Annotated in this window: 16 protein-coding genes; 11 read left to right on the forward strand and 5 right to left on the reverse strand. The window is 38.6% G+C overall.

The genetic code is table 11. From position 1 onward, the window contains the following. The first annotated feature begins 106 nt into the window (after positions 1-106). Positions 107-820, forward strand: a complete 714-nt coding sequence (locus ABD005_RS14440; RefSeq protein ID WP_343818302.1) for a pseudouridine synthase — start codon at positions 107-109, stop codon at positions 818-820. 34 nt (positions 821-854) lie between these two features. Here the strand turns inward: ABD005_RS14440 and ABD005_RS14445 are convergent, their stop codons facing one another. Genes ABD005_RS14445 through mfd form a run of 3 tightly spaced genes read right to left on the reverse strand, consistent with a single transcriptional unit; the run spans position 855 to position 6,415 of the window. After that, the gene (locus ABD005_RS14445; RefSeq protein WP_343818304.1) at positions 855-1,151 is read right to left on the reverse strand and encodes a DUF1244 domain-containing protein; all 297 of its coding nucleotides are present in this window, start codon (positions 1,149-1,151) and stop codon (positions 855-857) included. Between the two features lie 50 nt (positions 1,152-1,201). Beyond that, entirely contained in the window at positions 1,202-2,764 is a 1,563-nt protein-coding gene (locus ABD005_RS14450; protein ID WP_343818306.1) for a CsiV family protein, read from the reverse strand. 60 nt (positions 2,765-2,824) lie between these two features. Then, positions 2,825-6,415 (reverse strand): transcription-repair coupling factor, encoded by a 3,591-nt coding sequence (gene mfd / locus ABD005_RS14455; protein ID WP_343818308.1) that lies wholly within the window; start codon positions 6,413-6,415, stop codon positions 2,825-2,827. A gap of 186 nt (positions 6,416-6,601) precedes the next feature. Here mfd and ABD005_RS14460 point away from each other — a divergent pair, with 186 nt between their 5' ends. The 7 genes from ABD005_RS14460 to ABD005_RS14490 all read left to right on the forward strand — a co-directional run bounded on the left by ABD005_RS14460 (position 6,602) and on the right by ABD005_RS14490 (position 15,846). Further along, positions 6,602-7,000 carry a hypothetical protein gene (locus tag ABD005_RS14460; RefSeq protein ID WP_343818309.1) on the forward strand — a complete coding sequence of 133 codons (399 nt, stop codon included), beginning with the start codon at positions 6,602-6,604 and terminating at the stop codon, positions 6,998-7,000. Between the two features lie 57 nt (positions 7,001-7,057). Beyond that, positions 7,058-8,434 carry a class II fumarate hydratase gene (locus tag ABD005_RS14465; protein WP_343818311.1) on the forward strand — a complete coding sequence of 459 codons (1,377 nt, stop codon included), beginning with the start codon at positions 7,058-7,060 and terminating at the stop codon, positions 8,432-8,434. Between the two features lie 231 nt (positions 8,435-8,665). Further along, positions 8,666-10,366 carry a S41 family peptidase gene (locus ABD005_RS14470; RefSeq protein ID WP_343818313.1) on the forward strand — a complete coding sequence of 567 codons (1,701 nt, stop codon included), beginning with the start codon at positions 8,666-8,668 and terminating at the stop codon, positions 10,364-10,366. Beyond that, a complete protein-coding gene (locus ABD005_RS14475) occupies positions 10,353-10,742 on the forward strand; it encodes a hypothetical protein (protein ID WP_343818315.1) in 390 nt (129 codons plus the stop codon). Before ABD005_RS14470 ends, ABD005_RS14475 begins: the two co-directional genes overlap by 14 nt. A 243-nt stretch (positions 10,743-10,985) precedes the next feature. After that, positions 10,986-12,074, forward strand: a complete 1,089-nt coding sequence (locus ABD005_RS14480) for an efflux RND transporter periplasmic adaptor subunit (RefSeq protein ID WP_343818316.1) — start codon at positions 10,986-10,988, stop codon at positions 12,072-12,074. Positions 12,075-12,083: 9 nt separating this feature from the next. Continuing rightward, positions 12,084-15,188: an efflux RND transporter permease subunit gene (locus ABD005_RS14485; RefSeq protein ID WP_343818317.1), complete on the forward strand. Its 3,105-nt coding sequence runs from the start codon at positions 12,084-12,086 to the stop codon at positions 15,186-15,188. A gap of 79 nt (positions 15,189-15,267) precedes the next feature. Continuing rightward, positions 15,268-15,846, forward strand: a complete 579-nt coding sequence (locus ABD005_RS14490; protein ID WP_343818318.1) for a TlpA family protein disulfide reductase — start codon at positions 15,268-15,270, stop codon at positions 15,844-15,846. Between the two features lie 174 nt (positions 15,847-16,020). Here the strand turns inward: ABD005_RS14490 and ABD005_RS14495 are convergent, their stop codons facing one another. Both ABD005_RS14495 and ABD005_RS14500 read right to left on the reverse strand, forming a co-directional pair. Continuing rightward, on the reverse strand, positions 16,021-18,951 hold the full coding sequence (locus tag ABD005_RS14495; RefSeq protein WP_343818319.1) for an Ig-like domain-containing protein: 2,931 nt from the start codon (positions 18,949-18,951) through the stop codon (positions 16,021-16,023). Positions 18,952-19,143: 192 nt separating this feature from the next. Continuing rightward, a complete protein-coding gene (locus ABD005_RS14500) occupies positions 19,144-19,434 on the reverse strand; it encodes a metal ABC transporter permease (RefSeq protein ID WP_215978739.1) in 291 nt (96 codons plus the stop codon). A gap of 435 nt (positions 19,435-19,869) precedes the next feature. Here ABD005_RS14500 and ABD005_RS14505 point away from each other — a divergent pair, with 435 nt between their 5' ends. The 3 genes from ABD005_RS14505 to cysN all read left to right on the forward strand — a co-directional run bounded on the left by ABD005_RS14505 (position 19,870) and on the right by cysN (position 22,887). Further along, positions 19,870-20,217, forward strand: coding sequence for a ComEA family DNA-binding protein (locus ABD005_RS14505; RefSeq protein ID WP_343818321.1), 348 nt, complete (start codon positions 19,870-19,872; stop codon positions 20,215-20,217). Positions 20,218-20,458: 241 nt separating this feature from the next. After that, entirely contained in the window at positions 20,459-21,358 is a 900-nt protein-coding gene (gene cysD / locus ABD005_RS14510) for a sulfate adenylyltransferase subunit CysD (RefSeq protein WP_215978718.1), read from the forward strand. A 128-nt stretch (positions 21,359-21,486) separates the two neighbouring features. After that, positions 21,487-22,887, forward strand: coding sequence for a sulfate adenylyltransferase subunit CysN (gene cysN / locus ABD005_RS14515; RefSeq protein WP_215978717.1), 1,401 nt, complete (start codon positions 21,487-21,489; stop codon positions 22,885-22,887). Positions 22,888-22,996 lie beyond the last annotated feature (109 nt).

The following is a 22,996-nucleotide window of genomic DNA, read 5'->3' on the forward strand; positions in this document are numbered from 1 at the left end:
AGTTTCCCTGAATATTATTTTGTGGTTTATTTTTGCCTTATTGTTGCTTGTTTGGCGTTATTACGGATAATGTCGGTTTATTCTTACTAGAGGGCAATGTAAACCTATGCGTCTTGATAAATTTATTTGTAAAAGCACTGAGTTAACAAGAACAGAAGCAAAAAAACTACTGAAAAGTGGTGAGGTGCGAGTAAATGGCGAGATTGCAAAAAATGCAGCAATGCAGGTTCATGAGAATAATACTATTACCATTGATGGCAATATACTAACCGCACGTAGTTCGCGTTATATTATGCTCCATAAAGTCGCGGATACTATTTGTTCAAATGTCGATGAGATTTACCCGTCTGTACTACATTATGTTGAAGTAGATAAAGCGTTTGATTTACATATTGCCGGACGTCTTGATGCTGATACTACAGGTTTAGTATTACTCACTGATGATGGACGCTGGTCACATAATGTGATTTCTCCAAAGAAAGATTGCCCGAAAACCTATCGAGTATGGCTAAGAAACCCAATCAGTGAGGAAAAGTACCCCGAATTGGTCGCGCACTTTACCCAAGGCATTCAGCTACAAGGTGAAGCTAACTTAACAAAGCCCGCTATTTTGCAATTAATTAATGAGAATGAAACAGCACAAGAAGTTTTACTCACTATTACCGAAGGTAAGTACCACCAAGTAAAGCGAATGTTTGCAGCTGTTGGTAATCGTGTCGTTGGTTTACATCGCGAACAAATTAGCTCACTAACCTTAGGTGATTTAGCGCCAGGGGAGTGGCGCTATTTAACCGCTGAAGAAGTTGCTTTATTTAGTTAACTTGAGCGTGGCTAACAAGCCTCTCTTATTCAGGTTATTTATTTTTTGGTGGATTTAAGGCGTTGAACTTAGCCATTTGCTCTTCAGAAGCAGGCAGTTGGTGTTTTTCTTTCCATTGACTATAAGGCATTCCATAAACTTGCTCACGAGCAGTTTCTATATCTATATTTACGCCTAGTTTTTCAGCTTCTGCGACGGTCCACTTACTAAAGCAGTTACGACAAAAACCTGCTAAGTTCATTAGCTCAATATTTTGTACATCTTTTCTGCTATCTAAGTGTGCGAGTAAGCGGCGAAAAACGGCGGCTTGAATTGCAATTTCTTTATCCACAATATTACCTATATTAGTAGTTATTTTTTAGTGAGGCTGTTTTAGTTTTATTAGCGCACAGCTTGAGTAACCGCTTCTGCTTCGGGTTTAGTTGGATCAAAGCGTCTTATTTGTACAACCATACCAATATATGGGTGGTCAAAATAGTGTACTTCTCCAGTGATCACCCGTCTATCTTGACTAAAGTTAGTGACATACGCTTTGCTAAGAGAAGTATCTTGTTTGTTATATGCCGATAGGGTGTTGCTCTGACCGAGAATATTAAAATCAGCCGTAATATATAAGTAATGATCCAAATGTACTTTGAAAAAACCATCCAAAAACCAAGGCTGAAGCGGAGGTGTTACTAAGTTATTTTGATCTTCAATGTTTAGCTGTTTGTTATTATGACTAGTTTTAGTGATTAAGCTTGAAATAGCCATGTTATCTACGGTATCTAGTTCCGCCATAATAGCGTTAAGTGCTTGGTTCACTTTAGCTTGTGCGAACGTTTGTTCATTAAACTGGCTTGGTTCACCTTCAGCGTTTGGCTGGGGATTAACAGCAGTACTTAAGTTAACACTGTTAAGTTCATCTCGTGCTTGTTGGTAACGCATTTCGCTATATTTTTTCTGGTACGGCTGAGTTAAGTTTTCACCGGCATAAAACGTCATCGGGATAGAGCTATTGCGCGTAACTGCTATTTGTCGCCAGCCTAAATGCAGTAATGGTCTGAAATTTTTACTCCACCTTAAGCGTTGAGTTATATCGCCTAAACGTAATGCTTCTTTGTTGATTAAATAAGGAGTATCGCTATCGTGCGGGTGTATGCCATCAATTACTCTAGGCACGCTATCAACAGGAAAGCCGTTGTAGTTAAATGCTAGCAGCTGTTCAACGGGTAATATTGTTTGAAAGTGACTTTGAGGAATTTGACAAAGCTGTTTATTGGTAAACCCTAAATACGAGGTATAGTTTTTAAAAACAGAGTTATCAATATGTTGTTCGGCTTGAGCAACTAAGTCAGCCACTTTAGCTAACTCGGCTACTGTTAAGTTATCATCACTATTATTTGTGGTATCGTTAATTTCCGCTTCGTTAACTTGAACCTTGTTTAAGGTGTCATTACTGGTAATAAAAGTATTGTTGTCTGTTTCCAGAGCACTGAGCGCTTCATCACCTTGTAATAAGCTTTCTTGCTGCTCAATATCTTTGAGTGATTTAATTGGCATTAATTCGGGCAATGTAATGGCTTGAGTAAGCGGCATTTGTTGGTTAATACTTTCACTTAACTTTAATGTGCTCAGCGCTGCATTTTGGTTAAATATTGATGATTGGCTAAGCGGTACATTATTTGAGTGGCAATAAGGAAGCTGTTGCTTTAAAGCGGATATATCTGGCTGTAAATAAGGCGTTAGTAAATCAAACGAACGTGCATAATTTGGTAGCTCAGTATTAACAAATTGCTCTTTAATTAAGCTTTTATCACCAAGTTGTTTAAATAAAATGACTTCCACTTCAAACCAACGTGGCGCTTTTTCACTTTGCGCATAGGCCGGTAAACCGATAGCGGTTAGCCCAGCGCTAAGCGCCAATGAAGCAAGGGCTGAATTTAGCGATAATTTAGTTTTCATTAAAAGTAGCACCTATTATGGTTAGTCAAAGTAAAGCTTATGTCTATTGCGTTGCACATATTAGCTTGATAGCTCACTGAGTATATTTGTCACTAATGTAAAGCGAGCTTGAGCGTCTTCATTCGCGCGAATGAACTTTAATTTATTTGCCCCTGCCATTTTATAAACCGCAGGCTGTTTTTGGATTAACGCGATAATTTTCATTGGCTCTACTTGCGTGTTATCACTAAATTCTATTGAGCCGCCACTAGCACTTGCTTCAATACGTGAAATACCAATATTTTGAGCTTTTAAGCGCAGTTTAGCAATATGTATTAAATTCTTTGTTGGTTGCGGCAATAAACCAAAGCGATCAATGAGTTCAACTTGAATGTCGTCTAACTCTCTTTTGCTCTTACAGCTAGCAATGCGCTTGTATAAGCTTAAGCGTAAACTAACATCAAAAATATAATCATCAGGTAATAATGCCGGTACTCGTAGCTCTATTTCGGTTTGTGCTGACATTACTTGGTCTAAGGTTAACTGTTTGCCTTCTTTTAAAGCTGCAACTGCTTGGTCAAGCATTTCCATGTATAAGCTAAAGCCTACTTGGCTCATGGAACCACTTTGGTCTTCACCCAGTAGCTCACCGGCACCACGAATTTCTAAATCGTGTGTGGCCAAGGTAAAGCCAGCGCCTAAATCTTCAAGGGAGGCAATAGCTTCTAAGCGCTTTTTCGCATCTTTGGTCATGCGCTTTTCATGCGGTGTCAGTAAATAAGCATAAGCCTGATGATGAGAGCGACCAACACGACCTCTAAGTTGATGTAATTGCGCCAAACCTAAATGATCGGCACGCTCCATAATAATGGTATTAGCATTGGGTACATCAATGCCTGTTTCAATAATAGTGGTACAAACGATGACATTAAAGCGTTGATGATAAAAATCACTCATAATGCGCTCAAGTTCACGTTCACGCATTTGGCCATGTGCCGTAACTACTCGTGCCTCAGGTACTAAGGTTTGAATCGCCGCGGCAGTTTTCTCAATGGTATCGACATTGTTATGTAAAAAATAAACTTGTCCGCCGCGTAAAGTCTCACGCAAAATAGCTTCACGAATAAGTGCTTCATCATGCTCTCTAACAAAGGTTTTTACCGCAAGACGTTTGGCTGGCGGTGTGGCAATAATAGATAAGTCGCGCATGCCGCCCATGGCCATATTTAAGGTTCGCGGTATCGGGGTCGCCGTTAGCGTTAAAATATCGACATTACTACGCAATTGTTTGATTTTTTCTTTTTGTTTAACACCAAAACGGTGTTCTTCATCAACGACTAATAATCCTAAGTCTTTATATTTAATGCTATTTTGTAATAGCTTATGAGTGCCAATTAAAACGTCTACTTGTCCTGACTCAACGCGAGTTACAATTTCTTTTTGCTCTTTAGGCGTTTTAAAGCGAGAAAGTACTTCAATACTTACTGGCCAGTTGGCAAATCGGTCTTTAAAGTTTTCATAATGCTGCTGAGCAAGTAGGGTGGTTGGTACCAAAATAGCGACTTGCTTATTGTCGTTTACTGCCACAAAAGCTGCGCGCATTGCGACTTCTGTTTTACCAAAACCGACATCGCCACACACTAATCGGTCCATGGTTTTATGCGATAACATATCACTGACCACGGCGTTAATCGCTTGCTTTTGATCGAAAGTTTCTTCAAAACCAAAGCTATCACAAAATGCTTGGTAGTCTTGTTTATCACGTTTAAAGGTATAGCCATGGTTACTAGCACGTTTAGCATATATATCGAGCAATTCAGCGGCAACATCGCGTACTTTTTCTGCGGCTTTTTGTTTCGCCTTACTCCACGTATCAGTGCCAAGTTTATGTAAAGGAGCATTATCACTATCGCTACCCGAATAACGACCAATTAAGTGTAGGGAAGCTACCGGCACATAAAGTTTGGCTTCACTAGCATAACTAAGTACTAAAAACTCGGTAGTAATGCCGCCATTTTCTATGGTTTGTAAACCTAAATAGCGGCCTATGCCGTGTTCAATATGAACAACAGGTTGTCCTATAGAAAGCTCGGCAAGATTTTTAAATAGTGCGTCTGCTTGTAAGTCTTGTGCTTTACTGCGGCGTCTAGCTTGTGAAACATGATCGCCTAATAACTCTGCCTCAGTTACCAGCGCAATGGCATTTTTTACGCTGCTACCTTTTGCTTGAAAGGTAAAGCCTTGGTTTAAGCGATTAACCGTGATGCCTAGGTTTTCATTAGAGTTAACAAAGTCATCAATAGAGTTAAACTGCGCAGGTTTAATGTTATCGCGCTCAAGTAACTCTAAAACACTTTCTCGTCGGCCTTGGCTTTGCGCGATAAAAAGCACTTTGCTGGGAGTTTCCTTGCTACTAATAAATTGGTTAATGAGTTCAAATGGCTGTTTAAGTTTATGGTTAACGGTTAAGTCGGGCAGAGGAAGTACGTCAAAGCAAATATCGCTGCTTTTACTTTTACTCAGCTCAGCGTCAACATCAAGAGCAGCCTGTTTAGTAATGTTTTCAATGGTGATGCGATCAAAAGGTTTTAGCGCGCTATACAGATCGTCCGTATCTAAAAATAAATGTTTCGGAGGAAGTAACGGTCGCGTTGGATCATAACGCCTGTTTTCATAGCGATATTCAATGTCTAGCCAGTACTGTGTTAATGCCGGCTCTATATCGCCACTGACCACAATTAAAGTGTTATCAGTTAAATAGTCACATAACGTACTGGTGCCATAGTCATTATTAGGGCCATTGTCGGTATTCTGGCTGAAAAATAGCGGCAGGTAATACTCAATACCGGGCGGTAAAATTCCATTGCTTACTTGATGATAAATTGATTCTTTGTGAATGTTACCGCTAAACTGTTCACGGTATTGACTACGAAATAGCGCAATACCAGCTTCATCAATTGGAAACTCGTGTGCAGGTAATAAATTGATGGCCGCAACTTTGTCTTTAGAGCGCTGGCTTTCGGGGTCAAATAAACGTATTTCTTCAATTTCGTCGTCAAAAAAGTCTAAACGAAATGGCGCATTGCTGCCCATAGGGTATAAATCTAGAATAGCACCACGGGCTGAAAATTCACCATGCTCCATAACTTGGTCAACACAGCGATAGCCACTAGCTTCAAGGTTTTGTCGTAATTGATGTAGGTCTTTTTTATCGCCTTGCTTCACTATTAAACTATTTTGTTCAATATAATTTTTAGGAGCAAGTTTTTGTACCAAAGTGGTCACGGGCACAATAATAATGCCTTTTTCCATACGTGATAACTGGTATAAGGTTGCTAAACGCTGTGAAATAATATCTTGGTGCGGTGAAAAGTTATCGTAAGGCAAAGTTTCCCAGTCAGGAAATAAATATACGGTTGGTTGACTGGTATCAAGCGCTTTTTTATTACGATCATTAGCATTACGTATTAGCGATTTTAGCTCTTGTTCAAAACGTAACGCTGAAGGCGTGTCATGGGTAATTAATAAAATAGGTGTAGTGGCTGTTTTAGCAGCTTGATAGAGCGCGAGGCTACTACTGCTACCGTAAAGATTTTTCCAATTCTTTTTATCAGGGGTTTTGCCTTTACGCTGCGCTATTATCGGGCTTAACAGGTTACTTACTTTACTCATGACATCCTTACGTTATGCTTAATTAATCGACGCTTTAGTACGATATTATTCGAAATTATCACTATTCTAATTAAGCTCACTGCAAAGCGCTAGTCACAATCGGCTTATTATTCAATTGCCTTATGAATATTATTAAGCTATGGTAATGATAATCATTATCAATAGGGTTTTGTTTTTAAGAGGATGATGGAAAATATGAGGGATAAATCATTCAAGGCGCTAACAAGTAGTATCGTTTTTACCCAGTTTGCCGTTCAAACACCAGCAATCAATGCGCTTCGTGAAAAAGTTAGGTTTGCTAGTGATGCGAACAACCCGCAAGTTTTAATGTTTTGGTTAAATGCAGAGCAAGCGTTAGTAGTCAATGCAGATCATTCTTGTCGCCAGTTGTATCAAGCACAATTTTACTTATTACTTGACGCGATCAACGATACCTTATTGCCAAGTCATTGGCGTGCATTATGCTTAGATAACATATATCAGCCATTATTAGCACTACAGCGCTTGAGTGATTGCACCGATACTAAAAAGCAGTTACGCCATTTATGGTTAGAGTTAAATATTACCCGTCACTATTTTTTATAGCCCATAATTTTATGAACATCATCAAATTATTAGTATTAAATAACATAAGAGAAATTTATGACAACACGTATTGAAAAAGACAGCATGGGTGAACTATTAGTGCCCAAATCCGCTTTGTATGGCGCACAAACACAAAGAGCTGTAAATAACTTCCCAGTGAGTGGTCAGCGTATGCCAGAAGAGTTTATTCGAGCATTATTATTGGTTAAGTCATCGGCAGCAGCGGCAAATATTACATTAGGCTTATTACCTGAGCATATCGGGAAAGCTATTATTGCCTCGGTGAAAAAGCTATTAGTTAGTGATGATTTACTTGAACATTTTCCGGTTGATATTTTTCAAACTGGCTCTGGGACAAGTTCAAATATGAATGCGAATGAGGTGATTGCACATTTAGCCAGTGAACTCATTGGCGAACCCGTAGGGGCGAATGATCATGTTAACTTTGGTCAAAGCAGTAATGATGTCATTCCCAGCAGTATTCATATTAGTGCTGCTATTAGTGTTGAAAAAAAATTATTACCCGCATTAGAGCTGTTAAAGCAAACCATTGAAGTAAAAGCACAAGAGCTTGATTGTTATGTGAAAACGGGGCGAACTCATTTAATGGATGCTATGCCAGTACGCTTTAGTCAGAGTTTACTCAGTTGGGCTAGTCAAATAGAACAAAATATTAGCTTGTTACAGAGCTTACAACCCAAACTACAGTTGTTGGCGCAAGGCGGCACTGCAGTTGGTACCGGCATTAACGCTCATATTGAGTTTGCCGATGAATTTGCACGTCAGCTAAGCCGAAATACAGGCTTGCATTTTAGAGCTGCAGATAACTTTTTTGCTCTTATTGGCACGCAAGATACTGCGGTGGCTTTATCGGGGCAATTAAAAAATATTGCGGTGTCAATTATGAAAATTGCTAATGATTTGCGCTGGATGAATTCAGGTCCATTAGCAGGGTTAGGTGAAATAGAGTTAGAAGCACTACAACCAGGCTCGTCAATTATGCCAGGTAAAGTTAATCCGGTTATTCCTGAGGCCGCGGCTATGGTTGCAGCGCAGGTTATTGGTAATGATAGTGCTATTACTATTGGTGGTCAGTCGGGTAACTTTGAGCTGAATGTTATGCTACCGATGATAGCGAATAACTTACTCAGTAGTACTAAACTATTAACCAATATCAGCGTGCTCCTTGCCGAAAAAGCGATAGCGAGCTTTACCGTGCGTCCTGAAAACCTCAATGCAGCTTTGGCTAAAAACCCTATTCTTGTGACCGCGCTTAACCCTTTAATCGGCTATGAAAAGGCAGCTGAAATAGCCAAGTTAGCTTATAAAGAAAATCGACCAATTATTGATGTTGCTGCTGAAAACACTGATATATCTCGATCAGAGTTAGCAGTATTGCTCGAACCAACTAAATTAACTTATGGCGGATTATAAGACGAGAAGAACTAAGAGTGTAATGAAATGATGACAACGTATAAACGGGCTTTTAATCGGCACTACTTTTATTATTGTTAGTGAATTTTTAATGAATTACTATGAGGTTAATCAACTTGCATGTAGTAATAATATACAATGCTTAATAAGCTAACGGTTTGATTAGTTCAGGTTAGTTCAGGTTAGCTCAGTTAGTTGTATTTAATTCGTTATTTAAAATGGAAAGAAAATATGTTGTTAAATCAATCATCCCAGAGAAATTCATTGGTACTTTCATTAGCTATATCGTTAGCTTTACTTAGTGGTTGTGGTGGCTCTGGTGGCGGCGAAAGTAACGCGGTAACCAATACTAAAACCACGGTAACAGAAACCACTTGGGTTAAAGGCAACTTTAACTCAGCAAGCTCCTTTGCTGCACGTTGTGAAAATCCGCGCTCTGGTGCTAGTCCAATTACTGGTGAAGCCTACCCCGATAAAGCGGGTAGTGAGTTATTAGAGAAATTTTGGCAACGTAGTTTTACCAATGAAACTTATCTTTGGTACCAAGATGTAATTGATCAAGATCCTAATAATTTCAGTTTAGTTGAGTACTTTGACCAATTAAAAACTATGGAAGTGACTGACTCAGGCGCGTTAAAAGATCAATTTCATTGGATGGAGCCTACCAGTGGTGTTGAAGAACGCTCACAACTCGGTGTTACTTACGGTTACGGCATTAGCTATGATAGACAGCAAACTCAAATCACCCCAAGGAAATGGGTCGTTAAAAATGTTACCCCAGAAACACAAGCGGCATTGCAAGGCGTTTCTCGTGGTTCTACCCTACTTGAAATTGACGGAGCTGACTTTGTTAACGGTACATCGCAAGCTGAATTAGACACCATCAATGCTGGGCTATCAAGTCAAGTGGAAGGTGAAGAGCATATCTTTAAATTTGCCGATTTAAACGGTAGTGAATATGAAGTGACTTTAGCTACTGCGGCTATCAGTGGCGTACCTGTACAAATAGCGAAAACCATTGACACCCCACAAGGAAAAGTCGGTTACTTCCTATTTAATACCTTTGGTAATGCCACTGCTGAAAAAGATCTATTTGATAGTTTTACCCAGTTTAAAGAGGATAATATCACTGACTTAGTGGTTGATTTACGCTATAACGGCGGCGGCTTCTTAGCACTATCTTCACAACTTGCCTATATGGTTGCGGGTAAAGAGGCAACTCAAGGAAAAACTTACGATAGGCTCATTTATAACGATAAGTTATCAGCTGATAATAGAAATATTGGTTTTTATGATACCACCATTGATTTAAGACGTTTAATTGGCGGTGATAGTATTATTAGCGCTAACCAACCGTTACCAACTTTAGATTTATCACGTGTTTACGTATTAACTACCGGTTCATCGTGTTCGGCAAGTGAATCTTTTATGAATTCATTAAGAGGTATTGATGTTGAAGTGATTCAAATTGGTGAAACTACCTGTGGTAAGCCTTATGGTTTCGTTAGTGAAGACAACTGTGGCTCAACCTACTTTACCGTGCAGTTTAGAGGTGAAAACCATAAAGGTTTTGGTGACTACGCTGATGGTTTTATACCTGCTACTCTTCCTGAAGCAGGAAAGCTAGCCCAAGTGCAAGGTTGTCCTATTAAAGAAGATTATTTACATGCGCTAGGTGATGAGCAAGAGTTGTTATTATCAAGTGCGCTCTATTATCAAGTAAATAATACCTGTCCAGAAATAGCTGAAAGTGTATCGTTACATACGGGAAGTTTGCATGGTGTTGGTGTTTACAATAAGTCACAACAAGCTATTGAAAACTCTGTGGAGCAACGCATTAAGGTTCGCACACCATTACAAAACGCTATTATTGATGATATCTACTATGATAAATTCCGCAATGTAGGAGTTAAAGCAAATGCTGAAAAATAAAAGCTTACTTTCTAGTGCGGTGTTGGTAGCAGGGTTATCTGCGTGTAGTTCAAACGCGGTTGAGCCAGTGCCTGCTATTTTACCTGCCGATAGCAGTGAAGCTCGTGCTGAAATCATTGATATTGTCAGTAACGCTTTAGGCGGTAAAAAAGTACCTATTGCCCAAGATGTTTTTCAAGAGTCGAGCCGCTTATTACTTGGCCCTAAGCCAGTAACAGCAACAAACGGTGTCACGGTTTATGATTCAAACCCAGCACCTGTGTTAGTGTTTGAATTAATCAAACGAGGTGATAACTGTTTAATCAGACGTCTTGATACCATGGAAACGTGGCCGTTAACTACCCAGTTATGCGTTAAACGCGAAGTTATTAAGTAACTAGTTAACAGAAACAGTGTAAGCTTTTTTTAGTTTACTCTAACAGCAAAAAGTCCAAAATATACCGCGTGGCAATGGTGCGCGTTAATGGTTTTGGACTTTTTTTGTGCGTATAAATATCTGTTTAAAAAATGTAAGAAATGATGTTGTTCGCTTGGTGATTGGTTAAATAACTGTCATGATAATAAGCGACTTGAAGAGCATTTTTTATTGAATATTATCAGCTAATTAAAAGGAATAATTATGGCGGCATCAGCTTCGTCTTCGCTTACGTTTATTATTGCATTTTGGGCAATTTCTCAAACCGCTTTAGCAATGTCATCGGGCGACCAACTAACTGACAACAGTCAAAAAGTAACAGTCGCTCAGGCTAGCTCTTTATTATTTTACCCTGAGAAAAAAGCGACAGCCTTGGTTAGTAGTATTAATCATGCAAAAGTTCCAGCACAAATTGCAGCGCAGGTGCTTAGTGTTAATGTGCAGTTAGGTAGCTCAGTTAATCAAGGGCAAGTATTAGTTAACTTAGACTGCCAAGATAAAACTATTTATCTGGCTAAACAAAAATCACAACTTGCAACAACACAAGCTCAGCTACAATTGGCAAAACGTAACTTTGAACGTTCAGTACAGCTGAAAAAAGATGGTCATATTGGCGAAGCAGAGCTAGATGAAAGTGAAATAAAAGTTACTGTTACTCAAGAGCAAGTTAACCAAGTAATACAAGAAAAAAAATCTGCAGAGCTTGCAGTACAACGCTGTCAAGTTGTAGCGCCTTTTGATGGTATGGTTACTGAACGTATGGTCAATGAAGGGGATTATGTCAATACAGGAGACCCCTTAGTTAAAGTGCTCGAGCAAGACAACCTTGAAATAGCAGCGCAAATACCAATTGACCAAATGAAAAGTCTTGCTCAAGCAGGCGCCTATTACTTTATTAACAATGAGAGCAAATACCCGATAAACATTAAGCATGTTGTTAATTTTGTTGCCAGCAATAGCCGCTCGCAAGTGGTTACCTTTACCATAAGCTCGAAAGGACATGAAGCGATTCTAGCCGGAATGAATGGTATGGTTAGTTGGCAAAGTAAGCGCAGTTACCTACCTGCACACTTGTTGACTCAACGCCATGGTCAATACGGTATTTTTGTGGTTACTAAAAAAGCAGGGACTGAAGTTAATACTGCTAAGTTTATTGCCCTACCTAATGCTCAAGAGGGGCGACCTTTTGAATTAGTACTTGATAATAATCAAACCGTAATTGTAGATGGCAGACATCGTGTTAATGACGGTATGGCTGTTACTTTTAATAATGCTAAGCAACAGCTTAAGTGAGAATAAAACATGCTAATTCGTTTAATTAAAAACCATGTTTTTACTAACTTAACCTTCGCGTTAGTATTATTAGTTGGCTTTGTTAGTTACCAAAATTTACCACGTGAGCAAGACCCTACGGTGAATTTTAATTGGATTCAAATAACTACCATTCTCCCTGGCGCCTCTGCTGAAGATGTTGAACAAAAAGTAACGTTGCCAATGGAAGAGGCGATAGAAAAGTTACAAGATATGAAGTTTGTCTCGAGTAACTCGCGCGAGAGTATTTCAAGTATCCTTATTCGCTTTCAAGATGTTGGTGATCGTGTTTTTGATAAACGTGTTTCTGACTTACGCCGTGAAATTCAAAATGTTGAAGACAAACTGCCCGTGGAGGTTGAGCGACCACTAATTTTTGAAGTCACCTCATCGAATGCATTCCCCAGTGCAACTGTATTAGTGCATGGCGCAGCAAATGATGAAAATTTACGTGAAAAAGCTCGGGGGGTTGAGCGAGATTTAGCGCGTATTAAAGGGGTAGACCGAGTACAGCCTACCGCGCTTTATGAGCCTGAACTACAAATACGCTTTGATGTAGACAAGCTACAAGCACTTGGCGTTTCACCTATTGATATTACCGATACCATCCGTTTATTTTTTCAAGATATTTCAGCAGGATCAGCTAATATAGCTGCAGAGCGCTGGCTAGTTAGGGTTGATGGAACGACAGTAGATCCTAATGTTATAGCGCAGCTTCCTATTATTAGTAGCCATTTAACGCAACGAGTACGTATTGGTGATGTGGCTAATGTTGCTCGCGCTCGAGCAAAAGCCGATAAACTGGTGAGCTATCAAGGCAGACCAGCGGTTATGCTTGCTATTATGAAGCGTGAGAAATCAAATACGCTGGAATTAGTTGAGCGTATTAATACGTACATTACTGAAAAAAACAAAAATGCAGATGGCTTAGCCGTTATTGTCACGTTAGCAGACGATCAAACCCTAATTACTAAAAATGCCTTAAATATCATGCAAACTAACGCTATTTTTGGCTTGCTATTTGTTATGCTAATTACCTGGTTATTTTTAGGTAGCAAAATCTCAATACTTATTACTATCGGTATACCGTTTACATTAGCCGGTACATTTTTTTCTCTCGACCTTTTAGGGCAAACCCTTAATACTTCAGTGTTTTTAGGTATTGTAATTGCCCTAGGGATGTTAGTTGATGATGCCGTAGTAGTGGTAGAGTCTATTTATAACCGATTACGCCACGGTGGCAGCAACGCCTTTAAAGCCATTCATGATGGTTTATTTGAAGTCATTGGCCCTGTAACGGCTTCAGTATTAACGACTATGGCGGCTTTTTTACCTTTAATGTTACTGCCGGGTATTTTAGGGCAGTTTATGATGGTAATTCCTATGGTGGTCACCTTGGCACTTGCCATTAGCTTAATTGAAGCTTTTTGGATGTTACCAGGACACATCATGGCAACTAAAATTAACTTTGTTAAGCCTTCAAAAGTACAATTATTACGTCATCAATTTACCCACTGGCTGCGCATTAAATACTGTAAAGGTTTACTTAAAGTCTTACGTAAACCACTGCGCGCTATAATGATGTTGGTATTACTTTTTGTGATGGCTATTGGCGCATTAGTCGCGGGTATGATCAAAGTCGACTTTTTTGCCTCAGACCAACTTCGCCTGTTTTATGTCAACATTGCCATGCCCACTAGTACTTCATTACAAGGTACGCTCAATAAAGTATTAACCATTGAAGATATTGTTAATAAGCACGTGAAAGAAAGTGAAGTTAGAACTGTTGTGAGTTACGCAGGGCAGCAATACACCGAAATGGAACCTTTGTTTGGCGATCATTACGGGCAAATATTAGTGAGCCTTAATCCTGCAGAAAGTGATGATCGCACCGTCGATGAAATTATTGAGTCGATGCGCACAGAGGTTACCTCAGTTGCCGGTCCAATGAATATAGCCTTTCTAACACTTGCAGGGGGGCCGCCAACGAGTAAGCCGATTAGCGTTAAAGTTAGAGGTAATGACTATAGTGAATTACGACAAGCAACAGATGAACTCGCCAGTTTTATGCGTAAAAATCCTAATTTTATGGATATTAGCGATGATGATAGCGCAGGTCGTTATGGTTTAACGTTAAAGCTTAATAACGATGCTATTTATCGTACCGGAATTCGTCCTGATGTGGTTATGCGCACTATTAAATCGTTAGTTGATGGTGAAATTGCCAGCCAAATTCAACACCAAGGTGACCAAGTGTCAGTGCGGGTTCAATCAGCGAAAGCCCTTAACCATAGCTTTGACAACATTGAAGATGTTTTAGCAATGCAACTGCCCTTAGCTAATGGTAATAAAGTGCCATTAGGTGAGTTGGTTGACATTACTACCGCACAAGTAAAAGGTAACTTACGCCACTATAACTTTAAACGTACTATTACCTTAGAGTCTGATATCAATAAGGCTGAATTAAATACCGTTGCTGCTAATAAGCTATTACAAGATCATTGGCCAACTATTATGGCAAAGTACCCTAATGTTGACTTAGACTTTTCAGGAGAGCTTGATGATATTCAAGAAAGTATGGATGCTATTGGCGTGCTATTCTTATTCGGCTTAGCGTTAATGTACTTAATTTTAGCAACGCAGTTTAGTAGTTATTTTCAGCCGTTAATGATTTTAGCAACAGTGCCAATGGCATTTACAGGCGTAATATTAGGGTTAATTGTTACCAGTAACCCCTTAAGTTTATTTACTATGTATGGCATTGTTGCCCTTGCAGGTATTGCAGTGAATTCTGCGATTGTGCTTATTTCTAAAGCAAATAGTAATATAGAGCAGGGGATGAGTTTACTTCATGCCACATTTTACGCGGCAAGAAGACGGATGTTACCTATTATTATTACCACTTTTACCACCGTCGCTGGGCTGTTTTCTTTAGCGACAGGTTTAGGGGGAAGCTCGCTTATTTGGGCACCAGTTGCCACCTCTATTGTCTGGGGGTTAATGTTCTCAGCGGTACTCTCAATGTTTATCGTGCCAGCGATATATTTACTGTCAATGAAAAAGTCTCATGGTAAGCGACAAGTTAAGGCAGCTTAGGCTGCCTTGGTTTAACGTTTGATAAATTGTATCGAATTGATACTATTAAAAATAATAATAAAATAAGTTGAGTGTAGTTATGAAAACCACCTATAAATTGCTTTGTGTCTTCAGTGCTGCGGTATTGTTATCGGCATGCCAAAGTACAGCGCAAGATAACGCGCAGCAAGCTAGTAAGCAAGAAGCGACTTCAGCTCAAGCTGATAATCCTTTTATTATTAGCCAGCCTAAAAAAAGTGCTAGTAAATACCCTGAGTTTGTCCATTCAGGTGATATTTTGCCGATTCGGGAAATTACCACCCTCGAGGGAAAAACAATAAACCTACAACAGGTAGGTAAAAAGAAATTAGTGATTTTATTTGCCTCATGGTGTTCTGACTCAAACCGCTTATTAAAAGCGCTAAATAACTCCCCGCTATTAGCTGACGATACTATTGAAGTGATAGCAATTGCGCGAGAAGAAAATAAGGCAACCGTTAAAGCTTGGCAGCAAGCACATAATATTAAAACGCCATTGGCTGTAGATATTGATCGCGCTATTTATAAAAAGTTCGCCGGCGGTGGTATACCTCGTATTATCACTGTAGGGGAGAATAATAAGATTATAAAAATGAATTTAGCTGAGGGTAATGAGCAGTTAAGCCAAATAGTTTGGTAACAACATGTTCTTATAACGATTACTTTTAGGTACTGGTATTTATGACGCGTTGTATCTAATGGTTCGTACTTGTATTGGTTGAATTATTAAAACATCTGTTAAGTTTCAAGACTAACAGCTTACTTACCCAATAAGCCGTTAGTCTGTTATTTTCTATAACTTAAAAGGTTCTAACTAATCAGGCTTAACTGAATCAGGAGTAAAGTTATACAAATAATATGGTAGTACGTAAGAATGAGATATACTACCATCTTGACTAAAAACAACACGTTTTTCTCTCATGGCATACTTACCATTAACTTCACCAATAATTTTATATTCAGTTTCCCATAATAAAAAGCAATTACTCTGCCCTACATCACAGTAACTGACCCAAGCCCCGTCAAGATTATATTGCTTGGTAATGTAGCTGTTATTTTCGATGTTCCAACTGAACTCATGGCTGGTATACCCGCCTGTTGTCTTTAAATGATAACCAGTATTATCGTTTTTAAATACTAAAGACCAGTCATAATTTAATTCTAAATTGGCTATTTTAGCTGTGTTATTAGAGAAAATACCAGCGGTATGCTGCCATTGTGGTACTTTATCGGCGACAAGATAACGAAAAGACTCAAAAAGAATTTCATTATTTTCTACATAGAATGTATCTAGCCCTTGAATTCCTGTAGAAGTATACGTTTGATAATATAACATACTAAAATTATCGTCGTAGTCCAATCGTAAATGGTCGCTTTCAAGAGCCCAGTTACCGGTTAAGATATTATCTGGGTTGGCACTATCGATGAAGGAGTTATCTTCATTTAGCGATATTTTTGTAAACTTATACTCGTAATATGTAATCCTGACATTTTCACCATTTATCCCTAATGCGGTTGCCTCCCCCTTGTTTATTTTATTTACTAATATATTTTTGTGTTCAAGGATAAATTCTTGAGGGTGATAATGGCGTACCATGTTGTATCGTACATCATCAGCAGAGAGACACAGAGGATTGTCGACATCTTGCTTGATATTGCTTTTTTGCAGATAAACATCATACTGTGCGGTTGAATAAATACGAGTTAAACTCAATTTTTTAAGCATGTATCTACTTCGTGTTTTTGTGCCATTAGCACAGTAGTTGTGCTCTGTTACAGGAAAAAGGTCATCTAGATAATTTGAAGATAATGCTTGCAATGTGATGTCAATACCATTTTCATTGTGCGTTAGTTCAGTAATACTTTGAGAGTCATTATCATCCAAATACCTTCCTTGATTATTCTCGCCTAAGGTTAATAAAACATTATTATCATAGCCGATATTGCCCGATACATTAAGTCGATGGTTACCTTGGGTTAGTCTTTTCGGGTAGTGACTTAGTTCTGTATTGTTCATTAGCGAGTTAAAAGCTTGGTGATATAAATCTGTACTATTTTCACGCCACTTTGCCATTTGTTTACCCATGTCAGGCATTGATTTACTGAATTGATTTACAGTGTTAAAACCAGCAGGCAAAGTTAAACCGTTATCTTGATTAATCAGCTCCATGGTTATTGCCATTTGCAATTGAAAGTGACTATTTGCTTCAAGTTGCGCGGCAGTTAACTCGTTTAACGTGGTTGCTTGTACGCCTTCAAGTACTAAGTCGATTAACTCATATTCAGCAGTCGTTAAGTTAGTAATATGTTGGTTACTAATAACAAGATTATTGTTACCTGTGGTTTTTTTAAGTTTGGCGCCATCACCTAAATAAGCATACATAGTGAAATTTGGCGCTGCGTCCTCAACTTTAGCAGTAATGATATCTTCATCTTTAAGTGCTGGAAGAGAGACAGTATATTCACCTTGAGTATTAGTAGTTGCATTATATTCATTATAGCCAGAATATACGGTAACGGTTAACCCTGCTTTTTCGTAACCGATAACTTTACCTTCAACGGTAATATCAGCGGAAACGTTAATGGCAATAAAGGCAGAGTCTGAGGCGCCATGAGTATCAACAATCGTATAGCCGAAGCTATCACTTCCTACATAATCAGTGGTTGGTTGATAAACGACTTTTCCATCAACAATGGCAGCGCTACCATGAAGTGGTGATGAAAGTGATTGAATGGTGAAAATGTCACCAACAACATCTTCATCGTTACTTAAAATATCAAGGGTTACTGACTCATTTTTTAATACAACACCATTATCATCATTCGCAATAGGCGCGGTATTGGTAATATCTATAGTTATTGTTGCTTGGCTTGAAGCGCCATAAGCGTCAATTATCGTGTAGTTAAGAGTTTCTGTGCCAGCAAAGCCGTCGTTAGGGTTATAAACTACCGTATTCTCTTCTATGCTAGCGATGCCATGGCTAGCAGCGTCGAGGCTGGTGACTGATAAATCATCACCAACAGCATCAACATCGTTGGCTAGCACATCAATGCTTACAGCTGTGTTTTGCTGTGAGCTTATTGAATCATCATTAGCGATAGGCTTAACGTTTTCGATTGTTACACCAACAGAGGCGGTTGATTCATCACCAAAGGAGTCACGGACAACATAAGTAAAGGTATCGTTTCCTGAAAAGCCGTTATTTGGCGTGTAAGTTAAGAGCTTACCATCGTGGTTTATTATGCCGTTGCTTGCCGATGATGCACTGGCAATGGTTAATTGATGCCCGCTGATGGAAACGTCGTTAGCTAAAATATCAATAATAACGGCTTTGCTTTGCACTGTTGTCACAACGTCATTTTCAGCCGTTGGCGCTATGCTAGCAATATCTAGGGTTACAGTTGCAGATGAACTTTGTCCTTGGGTATCGGTAATGGTGTAAGTGAAACTGTCATTGCCGATGTAACCTGAATTTGGGGTGTAAGTAATATTGGTTTGGTTATTTTCTATTGCACCGCTTGTTGGAGAACTAACCTCAGTGACGCTAAAGTTATCGCCGTCGGTGTCATTAACGAGAACATCAAGCTCGGTCGAGGCATTCATCGCGACGTTAAAGCTGTCATTGTTGGCTACAGGAGGATTGTTTACTTTAGTTGTAGAGGCTGGTGAAGAGTCACCTCCTCCTCCACCGCAGGCGGCTAACAAGAAAAAACAGCTGAGCGAAAAAATACACTTTAATTTCATGCAGAAATCCATTTATGATAATCAATTATTAGGAGGGCTAACTTTAGGGGGGCAGCATAACACACAAGGAATATGTTTGTTAATTAGATGTAAATTACTATCTGAAATATTTACAAGTTGTTGGCTTTTGGGTTTCGATACTTAGTAAAAACTTATTCTACTCATTCATAAAAAGCGAACTGTAATAATAGATCATAAGTATGGTTGCGCTTTGCCTCGTTTTCTTTCTAATTGTTTAACAATGAAAGTAACCACAAAAATAAACGTCATTACCATGATGATTGTTGGAGCAGGGGCTCTATCTAGAAAGAAGCTTAAGTAAACACCTACCAGTGCGCTAAAGATCGCGACAATAATCGAGATAAAGAGCATCGTAGAAAAGTGTTTTGTTAATAAAAACGCGATGGCGCCTGGCGCTATAAGTAAAGAGATGACTAAGATTATGCCAACTAACTTCAATGAGGCACAATAGTGAAAGACAATAAGGCGAGTTGTTGCTTAAATGGGGTTACTGCATCACCAGCCACATTTTTTGCTATGTAAGCAATGATGGTAAATGTTGTAACTACAATGATTTTATTCAGCTATATTTGCTTGCACAGAAAAAGTCAGAGAGTTAAATAGAATAAACAAATAAATTAAGCGCAGCATAAGTAGTTGATGGCAATAAGTTGTGGTAGTTCAATTAATGCTAGCATTAAATAAATATAACTTCAGTACAAACGGTAATCATTATTATTTGATGTGATTTAGGCCGTCGACGTTATTTGACAAAATTAATTATCAGCACTAAACCTTAGTAGTGCATTTGATTTTTAGTAAGGTTTTTTAATCATTAAAAACGTATGATTTTTTGTTGAATTAACCAACTTCTCTATTTAAATCAAATGAATTCAAATACTTTAGAAGGAATTAAAGATGAATACTTCATTAAAAGCTTTACTCGCGATTACATTCACAGCGGCTGTTTCTTTCGCTACTCATTATAGCTACGCTCAATCATTAACCGAAGCACCACAAAAACAATTAACGAGTAGTGCTGCCACTCAAGCTAAGGGGGCTGAGCATAAAATTCAGGTAGTATCGTTGAACAAGTCGACTTTAGAACAGTTAACTACGCTCAAAGGGGTTGGGCAGAAAAAAGCCCAAGCTATTATTACTTATAGAAAGCAGACTGGTAAGTTTAAGTCTGTAGATGATTTACTTAATGTGAAGGGAATTGGCGCTAAGGTGATAGCTGATAATAAATCACGCTTGAAAGTCTAAGTCGCTCGTATATCCAGAATAAACGTGAGCCTATAATAGAACAAATATAAATGTTTATGGGCGCTTTTTAAAACCAGCATTATGCTGGTTTTTTATTTGCGTAATAGATTAAAACAAAAACAGCGCTACTGTTATTTTTATATTCCATTTGGTTATATTGAAGCTGTTTATTATATGGAAACTGTTGCGACAGTGTGGCATTATCTCATCATAAATTTTTAACCATAGTTTGTATTAGCAAATGAATTTAACCCATTTAAAAAAGCTAGAAGCTGAGTCTATTCATATTTTCCGTGAAGTTGCTGCAGAGTTTGATAACCCTGTTATGTTGTATTCGGTTGGTAAAGATTCTGCTGTTTTATTACACCTTGCCCGTAAAGCTTTTGCCCCAGGTAAGATCCCATTCCCATTGCTTCATGTTGACACAGACTGGAAGTTTAAAGAAATGATTGCCTTTCGTGATCAAATGGCGAAAGACTACGGCTTTGAATTATTAGTACATAAAAACCCAGAAGGCATTGCCATGGGTATGGGACCATTCACTCACGGTAGTGCTACACATACCGATGTTATGAAAACCCAAGGTTTGAAGCAAGCACTAAACAAATATGGTTTTGATGCTGCATTTGGTGGCGCACGTCGCGATGAAGAAAAATCTCGTGCTAAAGAGCGTGTTTATTCATTCCGTGATGATAACCACCGTTGGGATCCAAAAAGCCAACGTCCAGAGTTATGGAATATTTACAACGGTAAAGTTAATAAAGGTGAGAGTATTCGTGTATTCCCATTATCTAACTGGACTGAGCTTGATATCTGGCAGTACATTTATTTAGAAAGTATTCCAATTGTTCCTTTGTATTTATCAGAAAAACGTCCGGTTGTTGAACGTGACGGCACCTTAATTATGGTTGATGATGATCGTATGCCAATTGGTGAAGATGAAGAAGTTCAAATGAAAGACGTACGCTTTAGAACCTTAGGCTGTTATCCGTTAACGGGTGCGGTTGAGTCGACAGCAAAAACGTTGCCTGAAATTATTCAAGAAATGTTATTAACGAAAACATCTGAGCGCCAAGGTCGGGTAATTGATCATGACTCGGCAGGTTCAATGGAGAAGAAGAAAATGGAAGGTTATTTCTAACCAACTGTTGACTGAAGTTAAATAATAACAATGAAATTTTGCTCGTTATTTATTGATACCATTGATGTATTTGTGATGAGCAAAGTATTTATATTGAGATAATCGCGTAATTAGCGAAGGAAAAAACAATGAGTCACCAATCAGACTTAATCGAAGAAGATATTCAAGCTTACTTACAGCAACATGAAAATAAAGAGCTAGTACGCTTTTTAACTTGTGGTAGCGTTGATGACGGTAAAAGTACTTTAATCGGTCGCTTACTTCATGACTCGAAAATGATCTTTGAAGATCAACTAGCGGCTATTGAAAAGGACTCGAAAAAATCGGGTACCACAGGCGAAACCGTTGATTTAGCACTTTTAGTTGATGGTTTACAGTCAGAGCGTGAGCAAGGTATTACCATTGATGTTGCTTATCGTTATTTCTCTACTGATAAACGTAAATTTATTATTGCGGACACTCCTGGTCATGAGCAATATACGCGTAACATGGCAACAGGTGCTTCAACGTGTGATTTAGCGATTATCTTGATTGATGCGCGTTATGGCGTACAAGTACAAACACGTCGTCATTCATTTATTTGTTCTTTACTTGGCCTTAAACACATTGTTGTTGCGGTTAACAAAATGGACTTAGTGGATTATTCACAAGACCGTTATCAAGAAATTAAGAAAGAATATCGTGAATTTGCAGAATCATTAAATTTCTCAGATGTACGTTTTGTTCCTATGTCAGCGCTTAATGGCGATAACGTGGTAGAAGAAAGCGAAAACATGCCTTGGTATCCGGGCGCAACATTAATGAAGCTATTAAATACCATTGATGTTAGAGACAAAAATGAATACACACAGTTTCGTTTACAGGTGCAATATGTAAATCGTCCTAACTTAGACTTCCGTGGTTTTGCTGGCACTATTGCTTCAGGTCACGTATTAGTTGGCGATACTATTGTGGCATTACCGTCAGGTAAAGAAAGTACGGTAAAAGAAATTGTCACTTTTGATGGCAATATTGAACGTGCTGATAAGGGGATGGCAATTACCCTAACATTAGACGATGAAATTGATATTAGTCGCGGCGAAATTATTGTTAAAAAAGATTGTTTACCAAACTCAGCTAAAGAGCTAAATGCAACGGTTGTTTGGATGCATGAAAACGAACTTGAACCAGGTCGTGAATACTTCATTAAACATGGTAGCAAAATGACCACAGGTCATGCGCAAAGCATTGTTCACAAGTTTGATGTGAACACCATGGAAAAACTTGATGCAGCGCAGCTTGCGGTGAATGAAATTGGCTCGGTTAATTTTGAAGTAAGTGAAACCTTACATTTTGATGCTTATCAAGACAATAAAGGTACAGGTGCTTTTATTATTATTGATAGGTTAACCAACGTAACCGTTGGTGCTGGTATGATTAATCATGCGATTGACGATACTGTGCACGAATATAGCGAATTTGAATTAGAGTTTAATACTTTAGTACGCAAACATTTCCCACATTGGGGTGCGCGCGACATTACTAAGTAAGTATCGTAGTAACGATTAGTTAATCGTTACTTAATATAGATACGTTAATAATCTAGTGACTTCACTTTAGGGTAAGGTTGCTAGATTATTTTGTTTATATCACCTGAGT

It is taken from the genome of Colwellia asteriadis, from assembly GCF_039523295.1.
In the GTDB taxonomy this organism is placed as follows: Bacteria; Pseudomonadota; Gammaproteobacteria; order Enterobacterales; family Alteromonadaceae; genus Colwellia; species Colwellia asteriadis.

Bases quoted from the DNA above. Each gene is read 5' to 3' on its own strand.
- ABD005_RS14440 (WP_343818302.1), top strand. From the start codon at position 107: ATGCGTCTTGATAAATTTATTTGTAAAAGCACTGAGTTAACAAGAACA.
- ABD005_RS14450 (WP_343818306.1), bottom strand. From the start codon at position 2,764: ATGAAAACTAAATTATCGCTAAATTCAGCCCTTGCTTCATTGGCGCTT.
- mfd (WP_343818308.1), bottom strand. From the start codon at position 6,415: ATGAGTAAAGTAAGTAACCTGTTAAGCCCGATAATAGCGCAGCGTAAA.
- ABD005_RS14460 (WP_343818309.1), top strand. From the start codon at position 6,602: ATGGAAAATATGAGGGATAAATCATTCAAGGCGCTAACAAGTAGTATC.
- ABD005_RS14465 (WP_343818311.1), top strand. From the start codon at position 7,058: ATGACAACACGTATTGAAAAAGACAGCATGGGTGAACTATTAGTGCCC.
- ABD005_RS14470 (WP_343818313.1), top strand. From the start codon at position 8,666: ATGTTGTTAAATCAATCATCCCAGAGAAATTCATTGGTACTTTCATTA.
- ABD005_RS14475 (WP_343818315.1), top strand. From the start codon at position 10,353: ATGCTGAAAAATAAAAGCTTACTTTCTAGTGCGGTGTTGGTAGCAGGG.
- ABD005_RS14480 (WP_343818316.1), top strand. From the start codon at position 10,986: ATGGCGGCATCAGCTTCGTCTTCGCTTACGTTTATTATTGCATTTTGG.
- ABD005_RS14485 (WP_343818317.1), top strand. From the start codon at position 12,084: ATGCTAATTCGTTTAATTAAAAACCATGTTTTTACTAACTTAACCTTC.
- ABD005_RS14490 (WP_343818318.1), top strand. From the start codon at position 15,268: ATGAAAACCACCTATAAATTGCTTTGTGTCTTCAGTGCTGCGGTATTG.
- ABD005_RS14495 (WP_343818319.1), bottom strand. From the start codon at position 18,951: ATGAAATTAAAGTGTATTTTTTCGCTCAGCTGTTTTTTCTTGTTAGCC.
- ABD005_RS14505 (WP_343818321.1), top strand. From the start codon at position 19,870: ATGAATACTTCATTAAAAGCTTTACTCGCGATTACATTCACAGCGGCT.
- cysD (WP_215978718.1), top strand. From the start codon at position 20,459: ATGAATTTAACCCATTTAAAAAAGCTAGAAGCTGAGTCTATTCATATT.
- cysN (WP_215978717.1), top strand. From the start codon at position 21,487: ATGAGTCACCAATCAGACTTAATCGAAGAAGATATTCAAGCTTACTTA.